The sequence below is a fragment of the Parabacteroides timonensis genome, from assembly GCF_900128505.1.
Lineage (GTDB): Bacteria > Bacteroidota > Bacteroidia > Bacteroidales > Tannerellaceae > Parabacteroides > Parabacteroides timonensis.
In genome coordinates, this window is sequence record NZ_LT669941.1 from 2274962 (window position 1) to 2291907 (window position 16946).

General features: G+C 45.4%; 15 protein-coding genes. 7 read left to right on the top strand and 8 right to left on the bottom strand.

Annotated elements, in window-relative coordinates; all coding sequences use genetic code 11:
• Positions 1-208 precede the first annotated feature (208 nt).
• The 3 genes from BQ7394_RS16725 to BQ7394_RS16735 all read right to left on the bottom strand — a co-directional run bounded on the left by BQ7394_RS16725 (position 209) and on the right by BQ7394_RS16735 (position 3355).
• Positions 209-1426 (bottom strand): sugar MFS transporter, encoded by a 1218-nt coding sequence (locus BQ7394_RS16725; RefSeq protein WP_075558470.1) that lies wholly within the window; start codon positions 1424-1426, stop codon positions 209-211.
• A gap of 10 nt (positions 1427-1436) precedes the next feature.
• Positions 1437-1778, bottom strand: coding sequence for an L-rhamnose mutarotase (locus BQ7394_RS16730; RefSeq protein ID WP_075558471.1), 342 nt, complete (start codon positions 1776-1778; stop codon positions 1437-1439).
• 92 nt (positions 1779-1870) lie between these two features.
• Positions 1871-3355, bottom strand: coding sequence for a DUF4153 domain-containing protein (locus tag BQ7394_RS16735; protein WP_075558472.1), 1485 nt, complete (start codon positions 3353-3355; stop codon positions 1871-1873).
• Between the two features lie 159 nt (positions 3356-3514).
• On the opposite strand from BQ7394_RS16735, the gene BQ7394_RS16740 reads away from it, so the two are divergent.
• Positions 3515-3997, top strand: coding sequence for a ferritin (locus BQ7394_RS16740; protein WP_075558473.1), 483 nt, complete (start codon positions 3515-3517; stop codon positions 3995-3997).
• A 165-nt stretch (positions 3998-4162) separates the two neighbouring features.
• Here BQ7394_RS16740 and BQ7394_RS16745 read toward each other — a convergent pair whose 3' ends face one another.
• The 5 genes from BQ7394_RS16745 to BQ7394_RS16765 form a co-directional block, all read right to left on the bottom strand.
• Positions 4163-4939 (bottom strand): GDSL-type esterase/lipase family protein, encoded by a 777-nt coding sequence (locus BQ7394_RS16745; protein ID WP_075558474.1) that lies wholly within the window; start codon positions 4937-4939, stop codon positions 4163-4165.
• On the bottom strand, positions 4887-5825 hold the full coding sequence (locus BQ7394_RS16750; RefSeq protein ID WP_075558475.1) for a glycine betaine ABC transporter substrate-binding protein: 939 nt from the start codon (positions 5823-5825) through the stop codon (positions 4887-4889). Before BQ7394_RS16750 ends, BQ7394_RS16745 begins: the two co-directional genes overlap by 53 nt.
• A gap of 30 nt (positions 5826-5855) precedes the next feature.
• The gene (locus BQ7394_RS16755; protein WP_075558476.1) at positions 5856-6671 is read right to left on the bottom strand and encodes an ABC transporter permease; all 816 of its coding nucleotides are present in this window, start codon (positions 6669-6671) and stop codon (positions 5856-5858) included.
• Positions 6668-7894 carry a quaternary amine ABC transporter ATP-binding protein gene (locus BQ7394_RS16760; protein WP_075558477.1) on the bottom strand — a complete coding sequence of 409 codons (1227 nt, stop codon included), beginning with the start codon at positions 7892-7894 and terminating at the stop codon, positions 6668-6670. Before BQ7394_RS16760 ends, BQ7394_RS16755 begins: the two co-directional genes overlap by 4 nt.
• Positions 7895-8097: 203 nt before the next feature.
• On the bottom strand, positions 8098-8565 hold the full coding sequence (locus BQ7394_RS16765) for a hypothetical protein (RefSeq protein ID WP_075558478.1): 468 nt from the start codon (positions 8563-8565) through the stop codon (positions 8098-8100).
• A 436-nt stretch (positions 8566-9001) separates the two neighbouring features.
• On the opposite strand from BQ7394_RS16765, the gene BQ7394_RS16770 reads away from it, so the two are divergent.
• From BQ7394_RS16770 to BQ7394_RS16795, 6 genes are all read left to right on the top strand, one after another.
• Positions 9002-9850 carry a DUF3298 and DUF4163 domain-containing protein gene (locus BQ7394_RS16770; protein WP_075558479.1) on the top strand — a complete coding sequence of 283 codons (849 nt, stop codon included), beginning with the start codon at positions 9002-9004 and terminating at the stop codon, positions 9848-9850.
• A gap of 9 nt (positions 9851-9859) precedes the next feature.
• Positions 9860-10480, top strand: a complete 621-nt coding sequence (gene rsmG, locus BQ7394_RS16775; protein WP_075558480.1) for a 16S rRNA (guanine(527)-N(7))-methyltransferase RsmG — start codon at positions 9860-9862, stop codon at positions 10478-10480.
• Positions 10477-11115, top strand: coding sequence for an MBL fold metallo-hydrolase (locus BQ7394_RS16780; RefSeq protein ID WP_075558481.1), 639 nt, complete (start codon positions 10477-10479; stop codon positions 11113-11115). Before rsmG ends, BQ7394_RS16780 begins: the two co-directional genes overlap by 4 nt.
• Before the next feature lie 14 nt (positions 11116-11129).
• Entirely contained in the window at positions 11130-13982 is a 2853-nt protein-coding gene (gene gcvP, locus BQ7394_RS16785) for an aminomethyl-transferring glycine dehydrogenase (RefSeq protein WP_075558482.1), read from the top strand.
• A gap of 19 nt (positions 13983-14001) precedes the next feature.
• Entirely contained in the window at positions 14002-15114 is a 1113-nt protein-coding gene (locus tag BQ7394_RS16790; protein WP_075558483.1) for a glycoside hydrolase family protein, read from the top strand.
• Between the two features lie 112 nt (positions 15115-15226).
• On the top strand, positions 15227-16615 hold the full coding sequence (locus BQ7394_RS16795; RefSeq protein ID WP_075558484.1) for an MFS transporter: 1389 nt from the start codon (positions 15227-15229) through the stop codon (positions 16613-16615).
• Positions 16616-16946 lie beyond the last annotated feature (331 nt).

Below are 16946 nucleotides of genomic sequence, written 5' to 3' on the forward strand. Positions count from 1 at the left end.
AAAAGTTTCTCACTAGCTTTGCAGTGACTAAAAAAAACGACCCTTATTTTTAGTCATGCCAATTAACATTCGTGCCTTTTATTTTTCAAGTCACAAAGTACAATTTATCCACTATTTTTTAACAATTGTTTTTTTCTTTCTCCGGAGAATTGGAAAAAGAATGTTAAGGTTTTGATTCTCTATTTGGGACGTACCATATTGTATAAATTTATTTGCATTTAATAGCAAAATAAAGAATATAAAGGAAAGCAACCAGCGGTACAAAGAAACCGATTGCCATATTTTCCGCTCCAATATACCCCATCAACATAGGACTGAATGCGCCACCGGCAACTCCCATCACGATATAAGAAGAAGCCTTCTTGGTGTAGCCACCCATACCTTCCAGACCCAATGCGAAGATGGTCGGGAACATGATCGACATAAAGAAGAAAGAAAGATAAAGCGCATACAAAGAAACCGTTCCGGCCGAGACAACCACGAGGGCCATACAAACGGCATCCGCCAAAGCGAACCAGGTCAATAGCTTACCGGGCGACATCCATTTCATCGTGAAGCTACCCGACAGGCGACCGATCATAAACAACGCCATACCACCGAAAGCCAGGATACGTGAGGCCTCGATATTCGTCATTTGCGGGTCGAGCTCCGTTACATAGTTAATGAAGAAACTGAAAATCCCGGTCTGCGCCGCACAGTAGCAGAACTGGGCAACGACCGCACGCACGAACTGGCGGTGTTTCCAAATGCTGGTGGCAGGCAATTTCACATCCGCCGGGGTTTCTTCCTGATCCTCCGATTTCACTTCCGGCAGGCGGGTAAAGAAGAAGAGGACGGCAACCAGTAACACGATACTTCCTACGAGTATATAAGGCTTTGTCAATGCAAAAGCATCGCCCTCAGCACCTCCGAAGATTAATGCCCCGCCGACCAACGGCCCGAGTATCCACCCCAATCCGTTGAACGACTGCGAGAGGTTCAGACGCTGTGCGCCCGACTCCGACGGCCCCAGAATCGTGGAGTACGGATTTGCTGCCGTCTCCAATATACACAGTCCGCAGGCGATGATGAACAGCGCGACCAGGAAAGGCGTAGCCGAATGCAGGAACGCTGCCGGGATGAAAGCGAACGCGCCGGCTGCAAACAACAACAGGCCGAGGATGATACCTTTCTTATATCCGTAGCGTTTCATAAACATTCCCGCAGGAAGAGCCATCAGGAAATAGGCGATATAAGTAGAGAATTGCACCAATCCGCTTTCGGCCTTCGTCATGGTGAATGCGCCCTGGAAATGCTTGTTCAGTACGTCGAGCAATCCGTGAGCGAATCCCCACAAAAGGAACAGGCTGGTGATAAGTATAAAAGGCAGTAGATATGATTTACCGTTCGGGGCGGCGAATAAGCTTTGTTTGTTTTTCTTTTCCATCTGATTGTTTTTATTCGGGAAGTTTGAATATGCGATCCATAAGTTGCCATTTCTCGGCCGACGAAGCACCGGGGGCAACCTGCTGGTAACGGGCTACAAAGTCCTCCCATTCGGCCTGCCGGTCGAGAGTTGCGAGGCGGGCGAAGGCGGTGTCCCAGTCGAAGTCGTCGGGGGTTTCAAGGATCATGAACAAGCGGTTACCGAGGCGGTAAATCTGCATATCCAGTATGCCTACTTCGCGGATACCCTGGCCGATCTCCGGCCAAAAATTCTCAGGCGAGTGCCAATACATGTATTCCTGTATCAGTTTTTCGTCGTCTTTCAAGTCTAGTGTCTGACAATATCTCTTCATAACTATAATATTAAGGAAATGCAAAGGTACTATTTTCTGTTAATAAATGAATGCATAATCAAGGCGTCCGGAAATGCCGGACGCCTGACGGGTTATTTCTTTTGAAGGTAACAGGCCGGGGTCATGTAGGAAACCCGATAGGCCGAATCGGGCGAAGAGCGGTAGAGGCTGATCGTCTGGAAAACGAGCTTTGCCGAATCCATATCAAACTCAAGAAGAATGGGGAAAGCCTCTTCGGGAATGGTGTCGCCGGGCTGGATGCTTGCTTTGGAGAGCTGGTTATTCCAGAAGGTGGAGATATCTTCGCTGTAAATAGTCTCTTCTGCCTTGTTAAAAATATAAAATGTATCCCGCTCGATGGTCGTCCACATACTATTGGAACTTCTGTACCCGCTGATAGGTATCAATGTCCGGTAACCGGAAATATCGACTGGGGCATTGCCGTCGATCTCTATGAAGGAGCGGAAATCGTAGGTCGTTTCCTTCGGGGGATAATTGCCGCGCCGGGTTTGTGAGATCCGTTCGATATCTTCTGCCGTGATACCGGGTATATAGGTCACAGCAGACAGGAAAACGATAGCCAGGCATGCTGCATACAGGTAACGCCCCCACTGCCGGGTGAAAAACAGTGCGACAAGGCCGGTCAGGATGCCTCCGACCGCCACCAGGTAAACGCGCGGCTCCGTGAATCCGTACTGGTTGATGCGGTAGTAGACGCCGATCCAGTACATCACCAGTGCGGGCAGTACGGCAAAGCTGGCATAGCGGTAAAACCAGTCGTAATACCGTTTCGAAAGAAAGACCTGACATCCCTTCAAAATAAAGGTAGCCGAAACGAAGCTGACAACAATATAGGCAACCGCCCCTTTCGGTAGCGACCAGAGGATAGCAACCTTGATGAAGTAAAGATATAGGATCACCGCGTAAATCAACAGAGCCGGCGAAAGTACATAGTTCAGTAAAACCTCGAACAGGCGGTTGCGGCTCTCCTCCCCTTCCTCTTTCGCCTGGTTGAACATCAGGAACAACAGGGGCATGGCGCACATATATATAATGTAGGCGGCTTCGGTATAGAAACGCCGGTCGCTTCCCTGCCATATCTCGAAGATATATTGTATGGAGACGTAGATCGAAATAGCCAACAAGTATGCGATACCCGCTAACAGTCCGGCCGACAGCATCGCTTTCATATACCGGAGGGCGACGCGCACGAATTCATCATTCTCTTTCTTCCAGCCGCTCACTAGGTAGACAAGTTGCACGACGACAAGCGATACGAGGTACTGGGGCGTCCATATCCTCTCCATCGTCCACAAGAAAAAAGGCAGGCAGAAGAGGGCGGACAGGTAATAGATCCAGCGGTAAGATGTCCGCGAGAAGAGTCCGTTCAACATATATGTCGCCAGGAACAGGATGGGGAAATAGGCCAGTGGGGTTTCCAGAAACTTATATTCGTATCCGCTCTCGAAATGGAAACATCCCAACAGTGCGAAGGCAACCGATAGCAGTACCTCCACCGGATGTAAACGGATGGCCAGCCGTAACCGGGCTATCAGTATTTCTATTTTCTTTTTCATATACGATATATTTAGTTATAAAACGAAGATAAGGATTTCTTATTACATTAATATAAAGGATAATATATATCCGGTGCAACAAATCGTATTCTACCCGAACAAATTCGGAAGCTGTTTGTTTTATAAGTAAAACTATAAACATATATAAAACATACAGCTATGACTTTAAGTAGAAAATTATCCGATGCTCTTAACGAGCAGATCCTTGCAGAGATGTGGTCTTCCAACCTTTATCTGTCGATGTCCATTCATTTTGCCCAGTTGGGTTTGGACGGTTGCGCGCACTGGATGAAAAAGCAGTCGCAGGAAGAGTTGGAACATGCGTATTCGATGATAGATTATTCAATCAAACGGGGCGGACAGGTTAAACTGGACCAGATCAATGTGGTTCCGACAGCCTTCGGTACGCCTCAGGAAATATTCGAACATGTATATCAGCATGAAGTACATGTATCCGAGTTGATCGACAAACTGGTAGACGTGGCCGCAGCCGAGAAGGACAAGGCTACCCAGGATTTCCTGTGGGGTTTTGTGCGTGAACAGGTTGAAGAAGAAGCAACAGCCAAGAATATTGTAGAGAAGCTCAAGATGTATGGCGAACATCACATCGCCATTATGGATCATCACTTGGGTAAAAGATAAATATGGGCTATTAGTTATTATTGATTTTTTCTGTCAAAATCCGGCGTGTTGCTTTTCTGCCATTAAGCAGCATCCGGTAAAAATAAAAAATCCATCCGGAAGAGATTCGTTTCCCATCCGGATGGATATTTTTTGCCCATAGGCATTTCCTGATTAACCTATTCTCTATTCTAATGCTTTCATGATCGCTTTTCCCCAAAGCTGTCCTAAAACGGCTGCTCCCTTCTCATTGGGGTGAAGGTAGAAAGTTCCGGCATTCCCGTCTTCGGGGAAAAGATCGGTTTGATAATTCTCTTTGAAATAATCGAAGCCATCGGTATCTCCCATGAAAACCTGGCCGGGGAAACGTTTGCCGTAGTCCGCCACCAGCGATTGCAATACGGGATAATAGTTCTGCAAACGGTTCAATCCCTCTTTCAGGTACATCGCCCCGTTATAGGTGTTCGGGCTATACCATACCGGACGATGCAGGACAATCTTGCAATTCGGATATAACGCCAGCAACTGGTCGATGATCGCCTTCATGTTCTCTCCATATTTTTCCGGGGAAGCCGGGGCACCGTTCGGGCCGGTAATTGCGCTGTCGTTCGTTCCGAGCATAATGGAGAAGACCAGAGTGGCCCATGTTTCGTCTGCGAACTTGTCGGCGGCCGCTTTTGCTCTCGGGAAAAGTTTTTCCGTCCGGGGTAGGTAGTCGGTAGTCGTACAGCCGCTCACACCCTGGTTCGAATACTTTACCGAAGTGACGGAGGGTTGTTTGGTCAGGTACAAGGCAGCCTTGACGGGGGGAGCATCGTGCGTAGGTTTTTTGATCAACGCTCCCTCCGTTATACTGTTTCCTATAAATACGACATTCAGATTTTTCATATTCTCTCCTTTTATAAAAGGATTACCGATTGCCAGTGCCAGCAACAGGCATGTTATTTTCCCGATCAGTTTCATATTCGTTTTGCAGAGTTAATTGATTTGTTTGCGAAGATAAAAATAAATCAACTATTTCCGGATGCTTTTTCAACCAAACTTTCGCTCCTTCCAATTCGCGCATCGGATACTGTTCCATGATGTCCATAAGCTCACTCAACTGGTCGCCGGTGAACTTGAAGTTACGGAAGAACCGAGCCACGTCGGGATGTGTTTGTGAGAAGCCTTTGGTGGCAACGGCTGCAATATGTTCGGCATCCCCGTAAATTCCTTTGCTGTCTTCCAGAAACTTCAAATTATACCGCGAAAACATCCAATGGGGCATCCAGCCGGTGACGACGATCCATTCATTATGTTCGACCGACTTCTGCAAAAAAGCGGTCATGGTCGGCCCGCTCGACGGCATCAGCTTCAACGACAGGTCATATTCTTTGACGACCTCTTCCGTCAGGTTCATCAGGCTGGCACCGATATCGATACCGATAATTTCGTTGTTGAAACGTTCCTTATTCGTCTCCAATTCCTCTATCGTATTGATTGTTACGTAAGAAGGAACAGCCAAACCCAGACGGGCATTGTCGAACGGTACACCGACTGTTTCCAACCGGTCGCCGTATTGCCGCATGTAGTCGACATGCGTATTCGGAAGCCAGGCATCCAGGAAAAGGTCTACTTTTCCCGCAGCGACTGAAGTAAAGATAGGCGCGATGTCTGCATTTTTCAACGTGACTTTGTATCCCTGCTCCTCCAACATCGCTTTAGCCAGGTAGCTCATAGCAATCCCTTCCGACCAGTTCACGTAGCCGATCGAAATCTCTTTCGGACCTTTCTCCCGGCTACATCCGGACAGGAACATAATGACTGCCAAAAGCAGGACTAAACTGATAAGTATAACTAATCTTCTCATAAAAATTTCTTTTTTGTTAATCACTCGGAATTATCTCTTACGGACAAATCCTTGGGTTATACGATCGAGCACGATAGCCAGAATCACAACGGCTATACCTCCTTCGAAACCGAGCCCGATCTTCATCTGGGTAATTCCTTTCAATACGATCTCGCCCAAACCTCCGGCAGAAATCATCGCTGCGATCACTACCATCGACAAGGCCATCATGATCGTCTGGTTAACCCCGGTCATAATCGTCGGTAATGCCAGCGGCAACTGCACCTTAAACAACAACTGTCGCGAAGTCGCCCCAAACGACCGGGTCGCCTCCACAATATCCTCCGGAACCTGACGGATGCCCAGGTCTGTCAGGCGGACTACCGGCGGCATCGCAAAGATCACCGTAGCAAAAGCTCCAGGTACAGGCCCCAGCCCGAAGAACAATACAGCAGGAATCAGATAAACGAAGGCAGGCATTGTCTGCATCAAATCCATTAGCGGACGGATTATTTTGGCGGCAATGTTGTTGCGTGCCGTCCAGATCCCCAACGGTACACCCAAAACCAGGGCGATAACCGTAGAGGATAAGACCAGTGCTACCGTTTGCATCGTTTGTTCCCAGAAGCCCATCCCATAGATCAGGAATAGCCCCAGCAGGGTAAGTACCGCCGTACCTTTTCCCGCTTTAAACCAGGCTAAAACGGTCAGTGCCAGAATCATCACATAAAACGGTATCCATAATAAGCCGTGTTGGAAGCCGTCGATAAAGCTACCGATGCCATTATTTATTATATCAAAGAAAGGGGCCCAATGTTCTGTCAGCCAGTTGATGGCTATTTCTATATATTGTCCGATATTAATCATAAGTCTATTGCGTTTTGAATTATTTCTTCTATTTCTTTCTGGTCTTTCCCGGTCATTTCAATGATGATGGCGGAGGGGGAGACAACTCCGATCAGCCGGTTCTCGCCGTCGACAACAGGTAAAGCTTGCCGTACTTTCGGTAGTAACGGAAGCATATCCTCCACCGTCGTATTCTCCAATACAGAAGGAACTTCCTTGAGGACAATGGAAGCAACATCTTTACTTCCCTCTTTTCGCAACTTCAGGACATCCTTATATTGTATTTCACCGATGAACTGATCCTCATTTCCTATTACCGGCAAGGCATATAAACGTTTCTCGCGCATCTTGCGCAGGATAGTCTCAGGTCCTTCTTTCCGAAGCCTGACTACGACCGGCTGTTTCAACATGATCGAAGAAGCAGTGACGATACGTCCCCGATCTACGCTTTCTGTAAAACGAGTGACATAGGCGTTGGCCGGATCTGTAAGGATCTCTTCGGGGGTACCGATCTGTACGATCTCGCCGTCTTTCATAATTGCGATACGATCGCCGAGCTTGATCGCTTCGTCCAGGTCGTGGGTAATGAAGACGATCGTCCTTTTCATCTTTTCCTGCAACAGGAGCAACTCGTCCTGCATCTGTTCGCGGATAAGCGGGTCAAGGGCAGAGAAGGCTTCATCCATCAGAAGTACCTCCGGGTTGTTTGCCAGTGCACGAGCCAGTCCGACACGCTGTTGCATACCTCCCGATAATTCGTCTACCCGCTGCTTTTCGTATCCTTTCAGGCCGACAAGCAAAACACTTTCCTGTGCTTTCTTCTCCCGTTCTTCTTTAGGAACACCCTGCAACTCCAGGCCAAACGACACATTACTCAACACCGTACGGTGGGGTAACAGTCCAAAATGCTGGAAAACCATAGCCAGTTCTTTCCTGCGTATTTGTAATAACTCTTTATCGGATGAACGGGTGATATCGACGCCGTCCAGACGGATCTCCCCCATCGAAGGTTCGTTCAGCCGGTTAATGCATCTCAGTAATGTCGATTTTCCGCTACCGGACAATCCCATGATTACGAACATCTCTCCTTCTTCTATCTCCAGGTTGGCGTTACGTACAGCTACGGTACATCCTGTTGCCTTGAGGATTTCCTGTTTACTTTTTCCTTTTAAGATCATCTTTTTCGCTTTGGCCTTCTCAGGTCCGAAAAGGATGGATAAGTTTTTTATTTCAATTTTTGCCATATATATTTTTGGTTTATGATACAACGATCTTAGCTCCCCGAACGCATCGTTCAGACAAGTATTATTCTGTGCCGGATTCATCGTGTGAGTCCGGCAAATTTCTAACCGTAAAATTTTGAATTATTTTATCTCAGGCGGTGGCTTTTACCCTATGCCACATTAATAAAACAAGCAAACGTTGATTTAGTTCATTTAAAACGCATTTATAAATAAAAAGTTCTTATTGCATACTCTTTCAAATGCCACCAGGCAAATTGTATATTTCCACTAAATATCCAATACCAGACCAATAAAGGGTTTGCATTCGGATGGTTCTTTTCGGGGCAAATATCTATTAATTTCCAGTCCGAAGTGTTACCGGATAATAAATAAACATACCCATTTCTTAATAAGACTTCTAAACTACCTTGAAATTCAAGAATATGAATGACATCTGAAAAATATATGATATTTTTGCGGGAAGAAGTCTCCTGCAGGTTCGGGGTTATAGAATCGGAATAAAGAACCAGCCGGGAAGTCTCCGGCAAGATCAATGCAGTATCTGTGAAGTGTATCTGATGTATTGCTGCATAGGTCTGAACCTGCCAGCAAATTTCAAAAGGGCTAATCGGCTCCAGCTGTTTCAAAAAGTAAAGGGTTAATTTATCTTTGAGATCTTTTTTCAGAAACATACCATACATGATTCAAAGCTAACAAACTATCCATCAATTCCCCGACTGGATAAAACAAAAAAAGAAGCGTGGAAACTGTTTATATATAGACATTGAGGCTCTCGACAGGCCCCCCAACAATATATATAACAGTACCACGCTCTTATCCATATACACGAATCAATTTTAAACAATCCTATATTGTGCATAGATAGACAAGAACATCTGCATTTACTGCCTATTATTTGTTGGGAATGAAATTGTCGAGATTTCAATGCCAAATAATATTTAAAACGCTTATGTCCAATAAAAAGTGATGCGCATTGCAACTCCTTGCATTTCATGCGCGGGACAAAGATAAGCAGAAGATTTAAATAATCAATAGCTATCTATTCGGTAATTTGGAGATAAACATGTACATTTGCAATTTAAAGTATAAAATTAAATCTGTATCACAATGAAGACGCAATTATGCCAGAAATTGGTGGCTCTATTTCTTATAAGTATTTTTGTCAGTGGTTGTAATATCGGGACAAAAAAGACAGCGGATAATGATATAAAGTTCGACTCGATCAGTGTGGATAAAACCTATCACCTGCTTGAAAATCCGGAGAACCCGAATTGTAACCTTCAAATAAATTTCACCTATCCTGCCAAATACGACGATAAAGAGATCTTGAAAAAGATACAGCAGCAATTTGTGTCTGCATTCTTCGGGGACAGTTACGAAAAGTTATCTCCGGAAGAAGCAGTTGCCAAGTACACGGAGGATTATCTGAATAATTATAAAGACTTGGAAAACGAATATAAAGAAGAAGTAGCAAAAGCCGACGAAACGCCGGTCGGAGCCTGGTTCTCTTATTACGAAATGTCTGCCAACGATATCGCCTATAACCAGAACGATATCCTCAGTTACTCGGTCTACACTGATAATTATACCGGAGGGGCGCATGGTTCCCATGCAAGCGCCAACCATGTCATCAACATGAAAACGGGTACTCCGATTACGGAATCCGATATTTTTATCGAAGATTTCCAGGACGACCTGGCTCAGATTCTTGTAGACCGGATCGCCAAACAGAACAGCGTAGAGAACGCTAAAGACCTGGAAAGCATCGGCTTCTTCAGCATCGACGAGATTTTCCCAAACAATAACTTCCTGGTCGACGGAAATGGGATTACCTATACATTTAATGAATATGAGATCGCAGCCTATGTAGTCGGTGCAACGAATGTACATCTTCCGTATGAAGAAATACAATACCTGCTCAAAAAAGATAGTCCGATCGCTCATCTGGCATTTTAAAAACAATCTATGGAACTTATAAAAACTTATTTTCTGGAGCTAAGTGAAAAGCAACTGACACAGTACGAAGCTCTGTATGATTTATATACTGATTGGAATTCAAAGATCAACGTCATATCCCGTAAAGATATAGAGAATCTGTATCCGCATCATGTGCTCCATTCACTGGGGTTAACTAAAATGATGAAGTTCAAAAACGGCTCTACCGTAATGGATATAGGTACAGGAGGCGGATTTCCGGGAATTCCCCTGGCAATCTTCTTTCCGGAAGTGCAGTTCCACCTGGTCGACAGCATTGGAAAAAAGATCAAGGTCGGACAGGCAGTAGCGGAAGCTATCGGTCTGAAAAACGTAACTTTCCGTCATTGCCGTGCCGAAGAAGAAAAACAACAATTCGACTTTGTTGTCAGCCGGGCCGTTATGCCATTAGGCGATCTGATCAAAATTTCCCGTAAAAACATCAAAAAGGAACAGCAGAACGCACTTCCCAACGGACTGATCTGCCTGAAAGGAGGCGAACTCCAACATGAGATACATGCTTACCAGAAACAAGCGATCGTTATCGAACTGGGGGAGCATTTCAAAGAAGAATTTTTCCAAACTAAAAAAGTAGTATACGTACCGCTATGATTACAATACAAGCATTTCAATTTAATTACTTTCAGGAAAACACCTTCGTATTGTATGACGATACGAAAGAAGCAGTCATTATCGACTGTGGTTGCTGCCGTAAGGAAGAAGAAAAAGCACTGAGTGACTTTATCTCTGAAAATAAGCTGATAGTAAAGCATTTACTTTGCACTCATCTTCATCTGGATCATGTTTTCGGCAATCCGTTTGTGTATAAGACGTATGGCCTGAAACCGGAGGCAAACAAGGCGGATGTTGAACAGCTTCCTGCTCCTGAAGAACAAGCGAGACTATTCGGCGTTCCCGGTAAAATGGAAAATATTCCGGTTGGGAAATACCTGGCAGGTAATGAAGTGGTCAAATTCGGGCATTCCGAATTGGTGGTACTGACTGTTCCCGGACATTCACCCGGCAGTGTAGCGTTCTATAATAAAAAAAACGGCTTTGTCATTGTGGGCGATGCCTTGTTTGCAAACAGTATCGGACGTACAGACCTGTGGGGCGGAAACCAGGAAGTCCTGATAGCCGCAATTAACGATAAGCTGTTATCTCTTCCGGACGAAACAGTCGTTTATCCCGGTCACGGTCCGGAAACAACAATCATCGACGAAAAATTAAACAATCCTTATTTATAAACACATTAAATACTATGGACACAAATAAATTTGTAAACCGTCATGTCGGCATTGCAAAGGAAGATATTCCGGCTATGCTTGAAGCTATCGGTGTTAAATCGGTTGACGAACTGATTGACCAGACCATTCCGGCCAATATCCGTCTGAAAGAACCTCTGAATCTTCCGGAACCGATGACGGAACGGGAATATGCTGAACATATCTCTGAACTGGCATCCAAGAACGAAGTATTTACATCCTATATCGGCATGGGCTGGTACGATACCATCTGTCCTGCCCCTATTCAGCGGAACGTATTCGAAAATCCTGCATGGTATACTTCCTATACACCGTACCAGGCAGAAGTATCTCAGGGACGTCTGGAAGCTTTGCTTAATTTCCAGACAGTGATCAGCGAACTGACAGCATTGCCGCTTACCAACTGTTCCCTGCTGGATGAAGCAACTGCTGCAGCCGAAGCTGCTACCATGTTCTACGGTAGCCGAAGCCGTGCACAGGCTAAAGCCGGAGCCAATACATTATTTGTAGATGAGAATGTATTCGCCTCTACACTTGCAGTTATCAATACCCGTATGATCCCGCAAGGCATCAAGGTGGTAACAGGTGACTACAAGACATTCGAATTCACTCCTGATGTATTCGGTGCAATCGTTCAATATCCGAATGCGAGCGGTTCGATTGAAGATTATAAAGAATTTGTAGCCAAAGCTAACGCTAACGAAACCCGTGTAGCTGTAGCAGCCGACCTGATGAGCCTGGTATTATTGACTCCTCCGGGAGAATGGGGAGCAGATGTCGTATTCGGTAGTAGCCAGCGTTTTGGTATCCCGATGTTCTACGGTGGTCCGTCTGCTGCATTCTTTGCAACAAAAGACGAATATAAACGTGCTATTCCGGGACGTATCATCGGTATTTCGAAAGATGCTTACGGACATCCGGCTTATCGCCTGGCTTTGCAGACTCGCGAACAACACATCAAACGTGAAAAAGCGACATCTAATATCTGTACCGCACAGGCTCTACTTGCTACAATGGCCGGATTCTACGCCGTTTATCACGGTGCAGATGGACTGCGCGATATCGCCGGACGCATCCATGCATCTGCTGGTTTCCTGGCAGCTGAACTTGAAAAGCTGGGTTACAGACAACTGAATAAGGATTATTTCGATACGTTGAAGATCGAATTACCGGCTCATGTTTCTGTGAACGTTCTTCGCGAAATCGCATTGGAATGTAAAGTAAACCTTCGTTACTTCGAAGCCGGACAAGTAGGTATTAGTATCGACGAAACAACACAACCGACTGATATAGGTGTATTATTATACATCTTTGCCGGAGCTGCCGGAAAAGATTATATGTTGGAAGAAGCGATTCCGGAAAAGACTTATTTCGATAAGAAATTTGCCCGTACGTCCGACTTCTTGCAGGAAGATGTATTCAAGAAATATCATACGGAAACAGAGTTGATGCGTTACATTACCCGCCTAGGACGTAAAGACGTATCACTGGCACAGTCTATGATCTCCCTGGGTTCATGTACAATGAAGCTGAATTCAGCATCAAGTATGTTGCCACTGGGCCGTCCCGAATTCCAGAATATTCACCCGTATGCTCCGGAAGAACAAGTGGAAGGCTACAAAGAGTTGATTGAAAATCTTTCTAACTATCTGACAGAGATCACCGGATTTAAGGGAGCTACCCTGCAACCGAACTCAGGTGCTGCCGGCGAATATACCGGTCTGCGTGTAATCCGTGCTTATCTGGAAAGTATCGGACAAGGACATAGAAACATCGTCCTCCTTCCGGCTTCCGCACACGGTACGAATCCGGCCAGTGCAATCCAGTGTGGCTATACAACCGTTACTGTTAAATGCGACGAAAACGGAAATATAGATCTGGAAGACTTCCGTGCCAAAGCAGAAGAAAATAAGGAGAACCTGGCAGCAACCATGATCACTTATCCTTCCACACACGGTATCTTCGAAGTCGATATCAAAGAAATGTGTGATATCATCCATGCATGTGGTGCACAGGTGTATATGGACGGTGCCAATATGAATGCACAGGTAGGACTGACCAATCCGGGTACGATCGGTGCCGACGTTTGTCACCTGAACCTGCACAAAACATTTGCTATTCCTCACGGTGGCGGTGGCCCTGGTGTCGGCCCGATCTGCGTAGCGGAACATCTGGTTCCGTTCCTGCCGTCTCATCCGATATTATGGGGTTGCGATCAGAATACAGTATCTTCCGCACCTTACGGTAGCGCAGGTGTTCTTCCTATCACATACGCTTATATCCGCATGTTGGGAACAGAAGGGCTGGAAACAGTAACTAAAACTGCTATCCTGAACGCAAACTATCTAGCTTCTAAATTCAAAGACACTTACGGAATCGTTTATACAGGAGCCACAGGACGTGTCGGCCACGAATTGATCCTCGAATGCCGCGGTGTAAAAGAAGCATCCGGCATCGATGAAGGCGATATTGCCAAACGACTGATGGACTTCGGCTATCACGCTCCTACACTGTCGTTCCCCGTACACGGTACGCTGATGGTTGAACCGACCGAAAGTGAAAGCAAGGCCGAACTCGACCGCTTCGCCGAAGTTATGGATTGCATCTGGAAAGAGATTAAAGAAGTAGAAGAAGGAAAAGCTTCCAAAGAAGATAATGTGCTCAAAAATGCTCCGCATCCTGAATACGAAGTAACAGCCGATGAATGGAAGCATGAATACCCTCGTAGCAAAGCAGCTTTCCCTCTGGAATGGTTGCATGACAGTAAATTCTGGATCAATGTGGCACGCGTAGACAACGCTTATGGCGACCGTAACCTGATCCCGACTCTCTGTGCTTGTGAAATTTAAAAACAACAAACAAATCTGAATGAAGAAAGTATTTATCGCTTTGGCAGCCGTTGCATTGTTTGCAACGGCTTGCACCAAAGCTCCTGAAACAAAGATCAAAGCGTACGGCTGGCAAGGTGAAGGCGGCAAAACTACCGAAGAAACTTTACAGGCCGATTTCAGCAAGTGGAAATCTCACGGTCTGGACGGTGTCTGCTATAATGCCGGTTTCAACGTAGAAAAACAGGCACGTGCCGCTAAAGTGGCTCATGCCAACGGGCTGGAATATCATGCATGGATACCCACGATGCTGAAAGGCGATGCCGATTCTAGCTGGTATGCCGTTAACCGTAACGGAGAATCGGCCTACAACGTACAGGCTTATGTCTCCTACTACAAATTCATGTGTCCGAACAATGAAAATGTAATTAACTTCCTGACTGGCGAATATGAAAAGATTGCCGCTATTCCCGATGTTGATTATGTTCATTTCGACTACATCCGCTATGTCGATGTCATCCTGGCAAAAGGCTTATGGGAAAAGTACGGACTGGTAATGAACGAAGAGTATCCGACTGCTGACTATTGTTATTGCGACAAATGCATTGCCGATTTCAAAGCAGCAACAGGTATCGATATCAAAACAGTGGAAGACCCGTCTAAGTGTAAGGAATGGGCACAGTTCCGTTGCGACGTGATCACTCACCTAGTCAATCACATTGCCGATGCAGTCCATGCCAAAGGTAAAAAGGTCAGCGCTGCTGTATTCCCCGGCCCCGATTCCCATGCTAAATGGATGGTTCGCCAGGAATGGGACGAATGGAATATAGATGCCGTCTTCCCTATGAACTACAATGATTTCTATTTGGAAGATGCTGCCTGGGTTGGCAAGATCACCAAAGAAGAGGTAGATGCGGTAAATAATAAATTCCCGGTTTATAGTGGCCTTTTCATCTGCCACGACTGGCAGAACAAAGCCAATATCAAAGATCCGGAAGGACACGGACTGATCCCTTCTGAAATAGAAGAAGCAGTACGCGGAGCCATGGAAAGCGGAGCGGCAGGCGTTTGCCTTTTCACCCCGCAGGGAATGACGGACGAACACTGGAAGGCGTTCGACAAAGCCATTCATCAGACATATACGAAGAAATAAATAACTTATACAGTATGTAAACAACGCAGGTATACGCAGCTCTAATTTTCTCATCTGCTTATACCTGCGTTTTACATTTCTATTCTAAATTCTATAAACAAACAACTATCATATGAACACGACAGCAAAGAAAGAGAAAATCAAATTTAGTAAAGCGTTTTGGGTTGCCAACACCGTCGAACTTTTTGAACGTGCAGCCTACTATGGCGTATTTATCGTAATAACACTCTACCTCAGCCGTATTCTTGGATTTAACGATATCCAGGCGGCAACTATCGCCGGAACATTCTCCGCATTTCTTTATTTTCTTCCGACTTTTGCCGGAGCATTAGCCGATAAGATCGGCTTCCGTAATTCCATGCTGCTGGCATTTTCCTTACTGACCATCGGTTATGCCGGATTAGGACTCTACCCTACCTGGCTTCAGTCAGCCGGACTGGTCGAATACGGGACAACGACGACATTTACCGGATTGCTTGAAAGTAATCTTCGTTATGGGATTATCCCGGTCATGATACTGATCGTTATCGGAGGTTCATTCATCAAAAGTGTGATTTCCGGAACTGTAGCCAAAGAAACAACTCCCGAGACCCGTGCCAAAGGTTTCTCCATATTCTATGCAATGGTAAATATCGGAGCTTTCTCCGGCAAAACCATCGTAAAACCATTGCGCGAAGCCTTAGGAAACGAAGGATTGATCACTCTCAACTATTTCTCCGCTTCAATGACCTTCCTGGCTCTGATAGCGATCTGGTTCTTCTATAAGAGCAGCCAGCATTCAGGAGAAGGAAAGACGTTCGGACAGATATGGAAGGCATTGATCAAAGTTTGCACAAACGGTCGCCTGATCATACTGATCTTTATTATTTCCGGATTCTGGATGGTTCAACATCAATTATATGCCACAATGCCTAAATACGTTTTGCGTCTGGCCGGTGAAGGAGCATCCCCTTCCTGGTATGCCAACGTTAACCCGCTGGTTGTTGTATTAACAGTTAATCTGGTCACTCAATTAATGCGTAAGAAAACAGCACTTACCTCTATGACATTCGGTATGTTTATCATGCCTGTATCCGCTCTTTGCATGGCTTCCGGAAATATGCTCGACGGAAGCACCACAATTCTGGGTATGCACCCGGTCGCCTTTATGATGGTAGTCGGCATCGTCTTCCAGGGATTGGCAGAGACATTTATATCTCCACGTTTCCTCGAGTATTTTTCTTTGCAGGCTCCCAAAGGAGAAGAAGGGTTGTATCTTGGTTTCAGCCATCTTCACTCATTCCTGTCATCCATTCTCGGATTTGGCCTTTCCGGTTTCCTGCTTAGTAAATATTGCCCGGAACCTACACTTTTTGCCACACATGAAGAATGGGTAGCCGCCAGTGCCAATGCTCATTACATCTGGTATTACTTTGGAGCAATCGCTCTGGTTTCTGCTTTTGCCCTGATTATCTACGGTCAGGTTGTAAAGCGACTGGATGTTTCTCGTAGTCTGAAATAAATACAAAAGTGGCTGAAAACAGAAATAGTATTTTCCTACTCTTTTTTCAGCCACTTACATTACTATTATATAACTACTATTTATTCCCGACACTCAAAACCACATCACACATTCAGATTGATTTACATGCTCCATACAATATATCTACAGAAAAAACAAACATAGTTCTTGTAGAACTCAGTACCTTTATAAAAACGATTCAGCACCTGTATTAATAACGAAACTTCACAGGAATTCCTTAAACTAATTTTAGTGATACTAAAAATGAATATTCCGTTTTCAACAGATTAAATTGAATAGGTTATTTAGCGAGAAACTTTGAAAGCTATAC

What these genes read in the sequence shown, in the direction of transcription:
- BQ7394_RS16740 (WP_075558473.1), top strand. Translation starts at nt 3,515, where the DNA reads ATGACTTTAAGTAGAAAATTATCCGATGCTCTTAACGAGCAGATCCTT.
- BQ7394_RS16735 (WP_075558472.1), bottom strand. Translation starts at nt 3,355, where the DNA reads ATGAAAAAGAAAATAGAAATACTGATAGCCCGGTTACGGCTGGCCATC.
- BQ7394_RS16765 (WP_075558478.1), bottom strand. Translation starts at nt 8,565, where the DNA reads ATGTTTCTGAAAAAAGATCTCAAAGATAAATTAACCCTTTACTTTTTG.
- BQ7394_RS16750 (WP_075558475.1), bottom strand. Translation starts at nt 5,825, where the DNA reads ATGAGAAGATTAGTTATACTTATCAGTTTAGTCCTGCTTTTGGCAGTC.
- BQ7394_RS16795 (WP_075558484.1), top strand. Translation starts at nt 15,227, where the DNA reads ATGAACACGACAGCAAAGAAAGAGAAAATCAAATTTAGTAAAGCGTTT.
- BQ7394_RS16745 (WP_075558474.1), bottom strand. Translation starts at nt 4,939, where the DNA reads ATGAAACTGATCGGGAAAATAACATGCCTGTTGCTGGCACTGGCAATC.
- BQ7394_RS16770 (WP_075558479.1), top strand. Translation starts at nt 9,002, where the DNA reads ATGAAGACGCAATTATGCCAGAAATTGGTGGCTCTATTTCTTATAAGT.
- BQ7394_RS16755 (WP_075558476.1), bottom strand. Translation starts at nt 6,671, where the DNA reads ATGATTAATATCGGACAATATATAGAAATAGCCATCAACTGGCTGACA.
- BQ7394_RS16760 (WP_075558477.1), bottom strand. Translation starts at nt 7,894, where the DNA reads ATGGCAAAAATTGAAATAAAAAACTTATCCATCCTTTTCGGACCTGAG.
- BQ7394_RS16725 (WP_075558470.1), bottom strand. Translation starts at nt 1,426, where the DNA reads ATGGAAAAGAAAAACAAACAAAGCTTATTCGCCGCCCCGAACGGTAAA.
- BQ7394_RS16730 (WP_075558471.1), bottom strand. Translation starts at nt 1,778, where the DNA reads ATGAAGAGATATTGTCAGACACTAGACTTGAAAGACGACGAAAAACTG.
- BQ7394_RS16780 (WP_075558481.1), top strand. Translation starts at nt 10,477, where the DNA reads ATGATTACAATACAAGCATTTCAATTTAATTACTTTCAGGAAAACACC.
- rsmG (WP_075558480.1), top strand. Translation starts at nt 9,860, where the DNA reads ATGGAACTTATAAAAACTTATTTTCTGGAGCTAAGTGAAAAGCAACTG.
- gcvP (WP_075558482.1), top strand. Translation starts at nt 11,130, where the DNA reads ATGGACACAAATAAATTTGTAAACCGTCATGTCGGCATTGCAAAGGAA.
- BQ7394_RS16790 (WP_075558483.1), top strand. Translation starts at nt 14,002, where the DNA reads ATGAAGAAAGTATTTATCGCTTTGGCAGCCGTTGCATTGTTTGCAACG.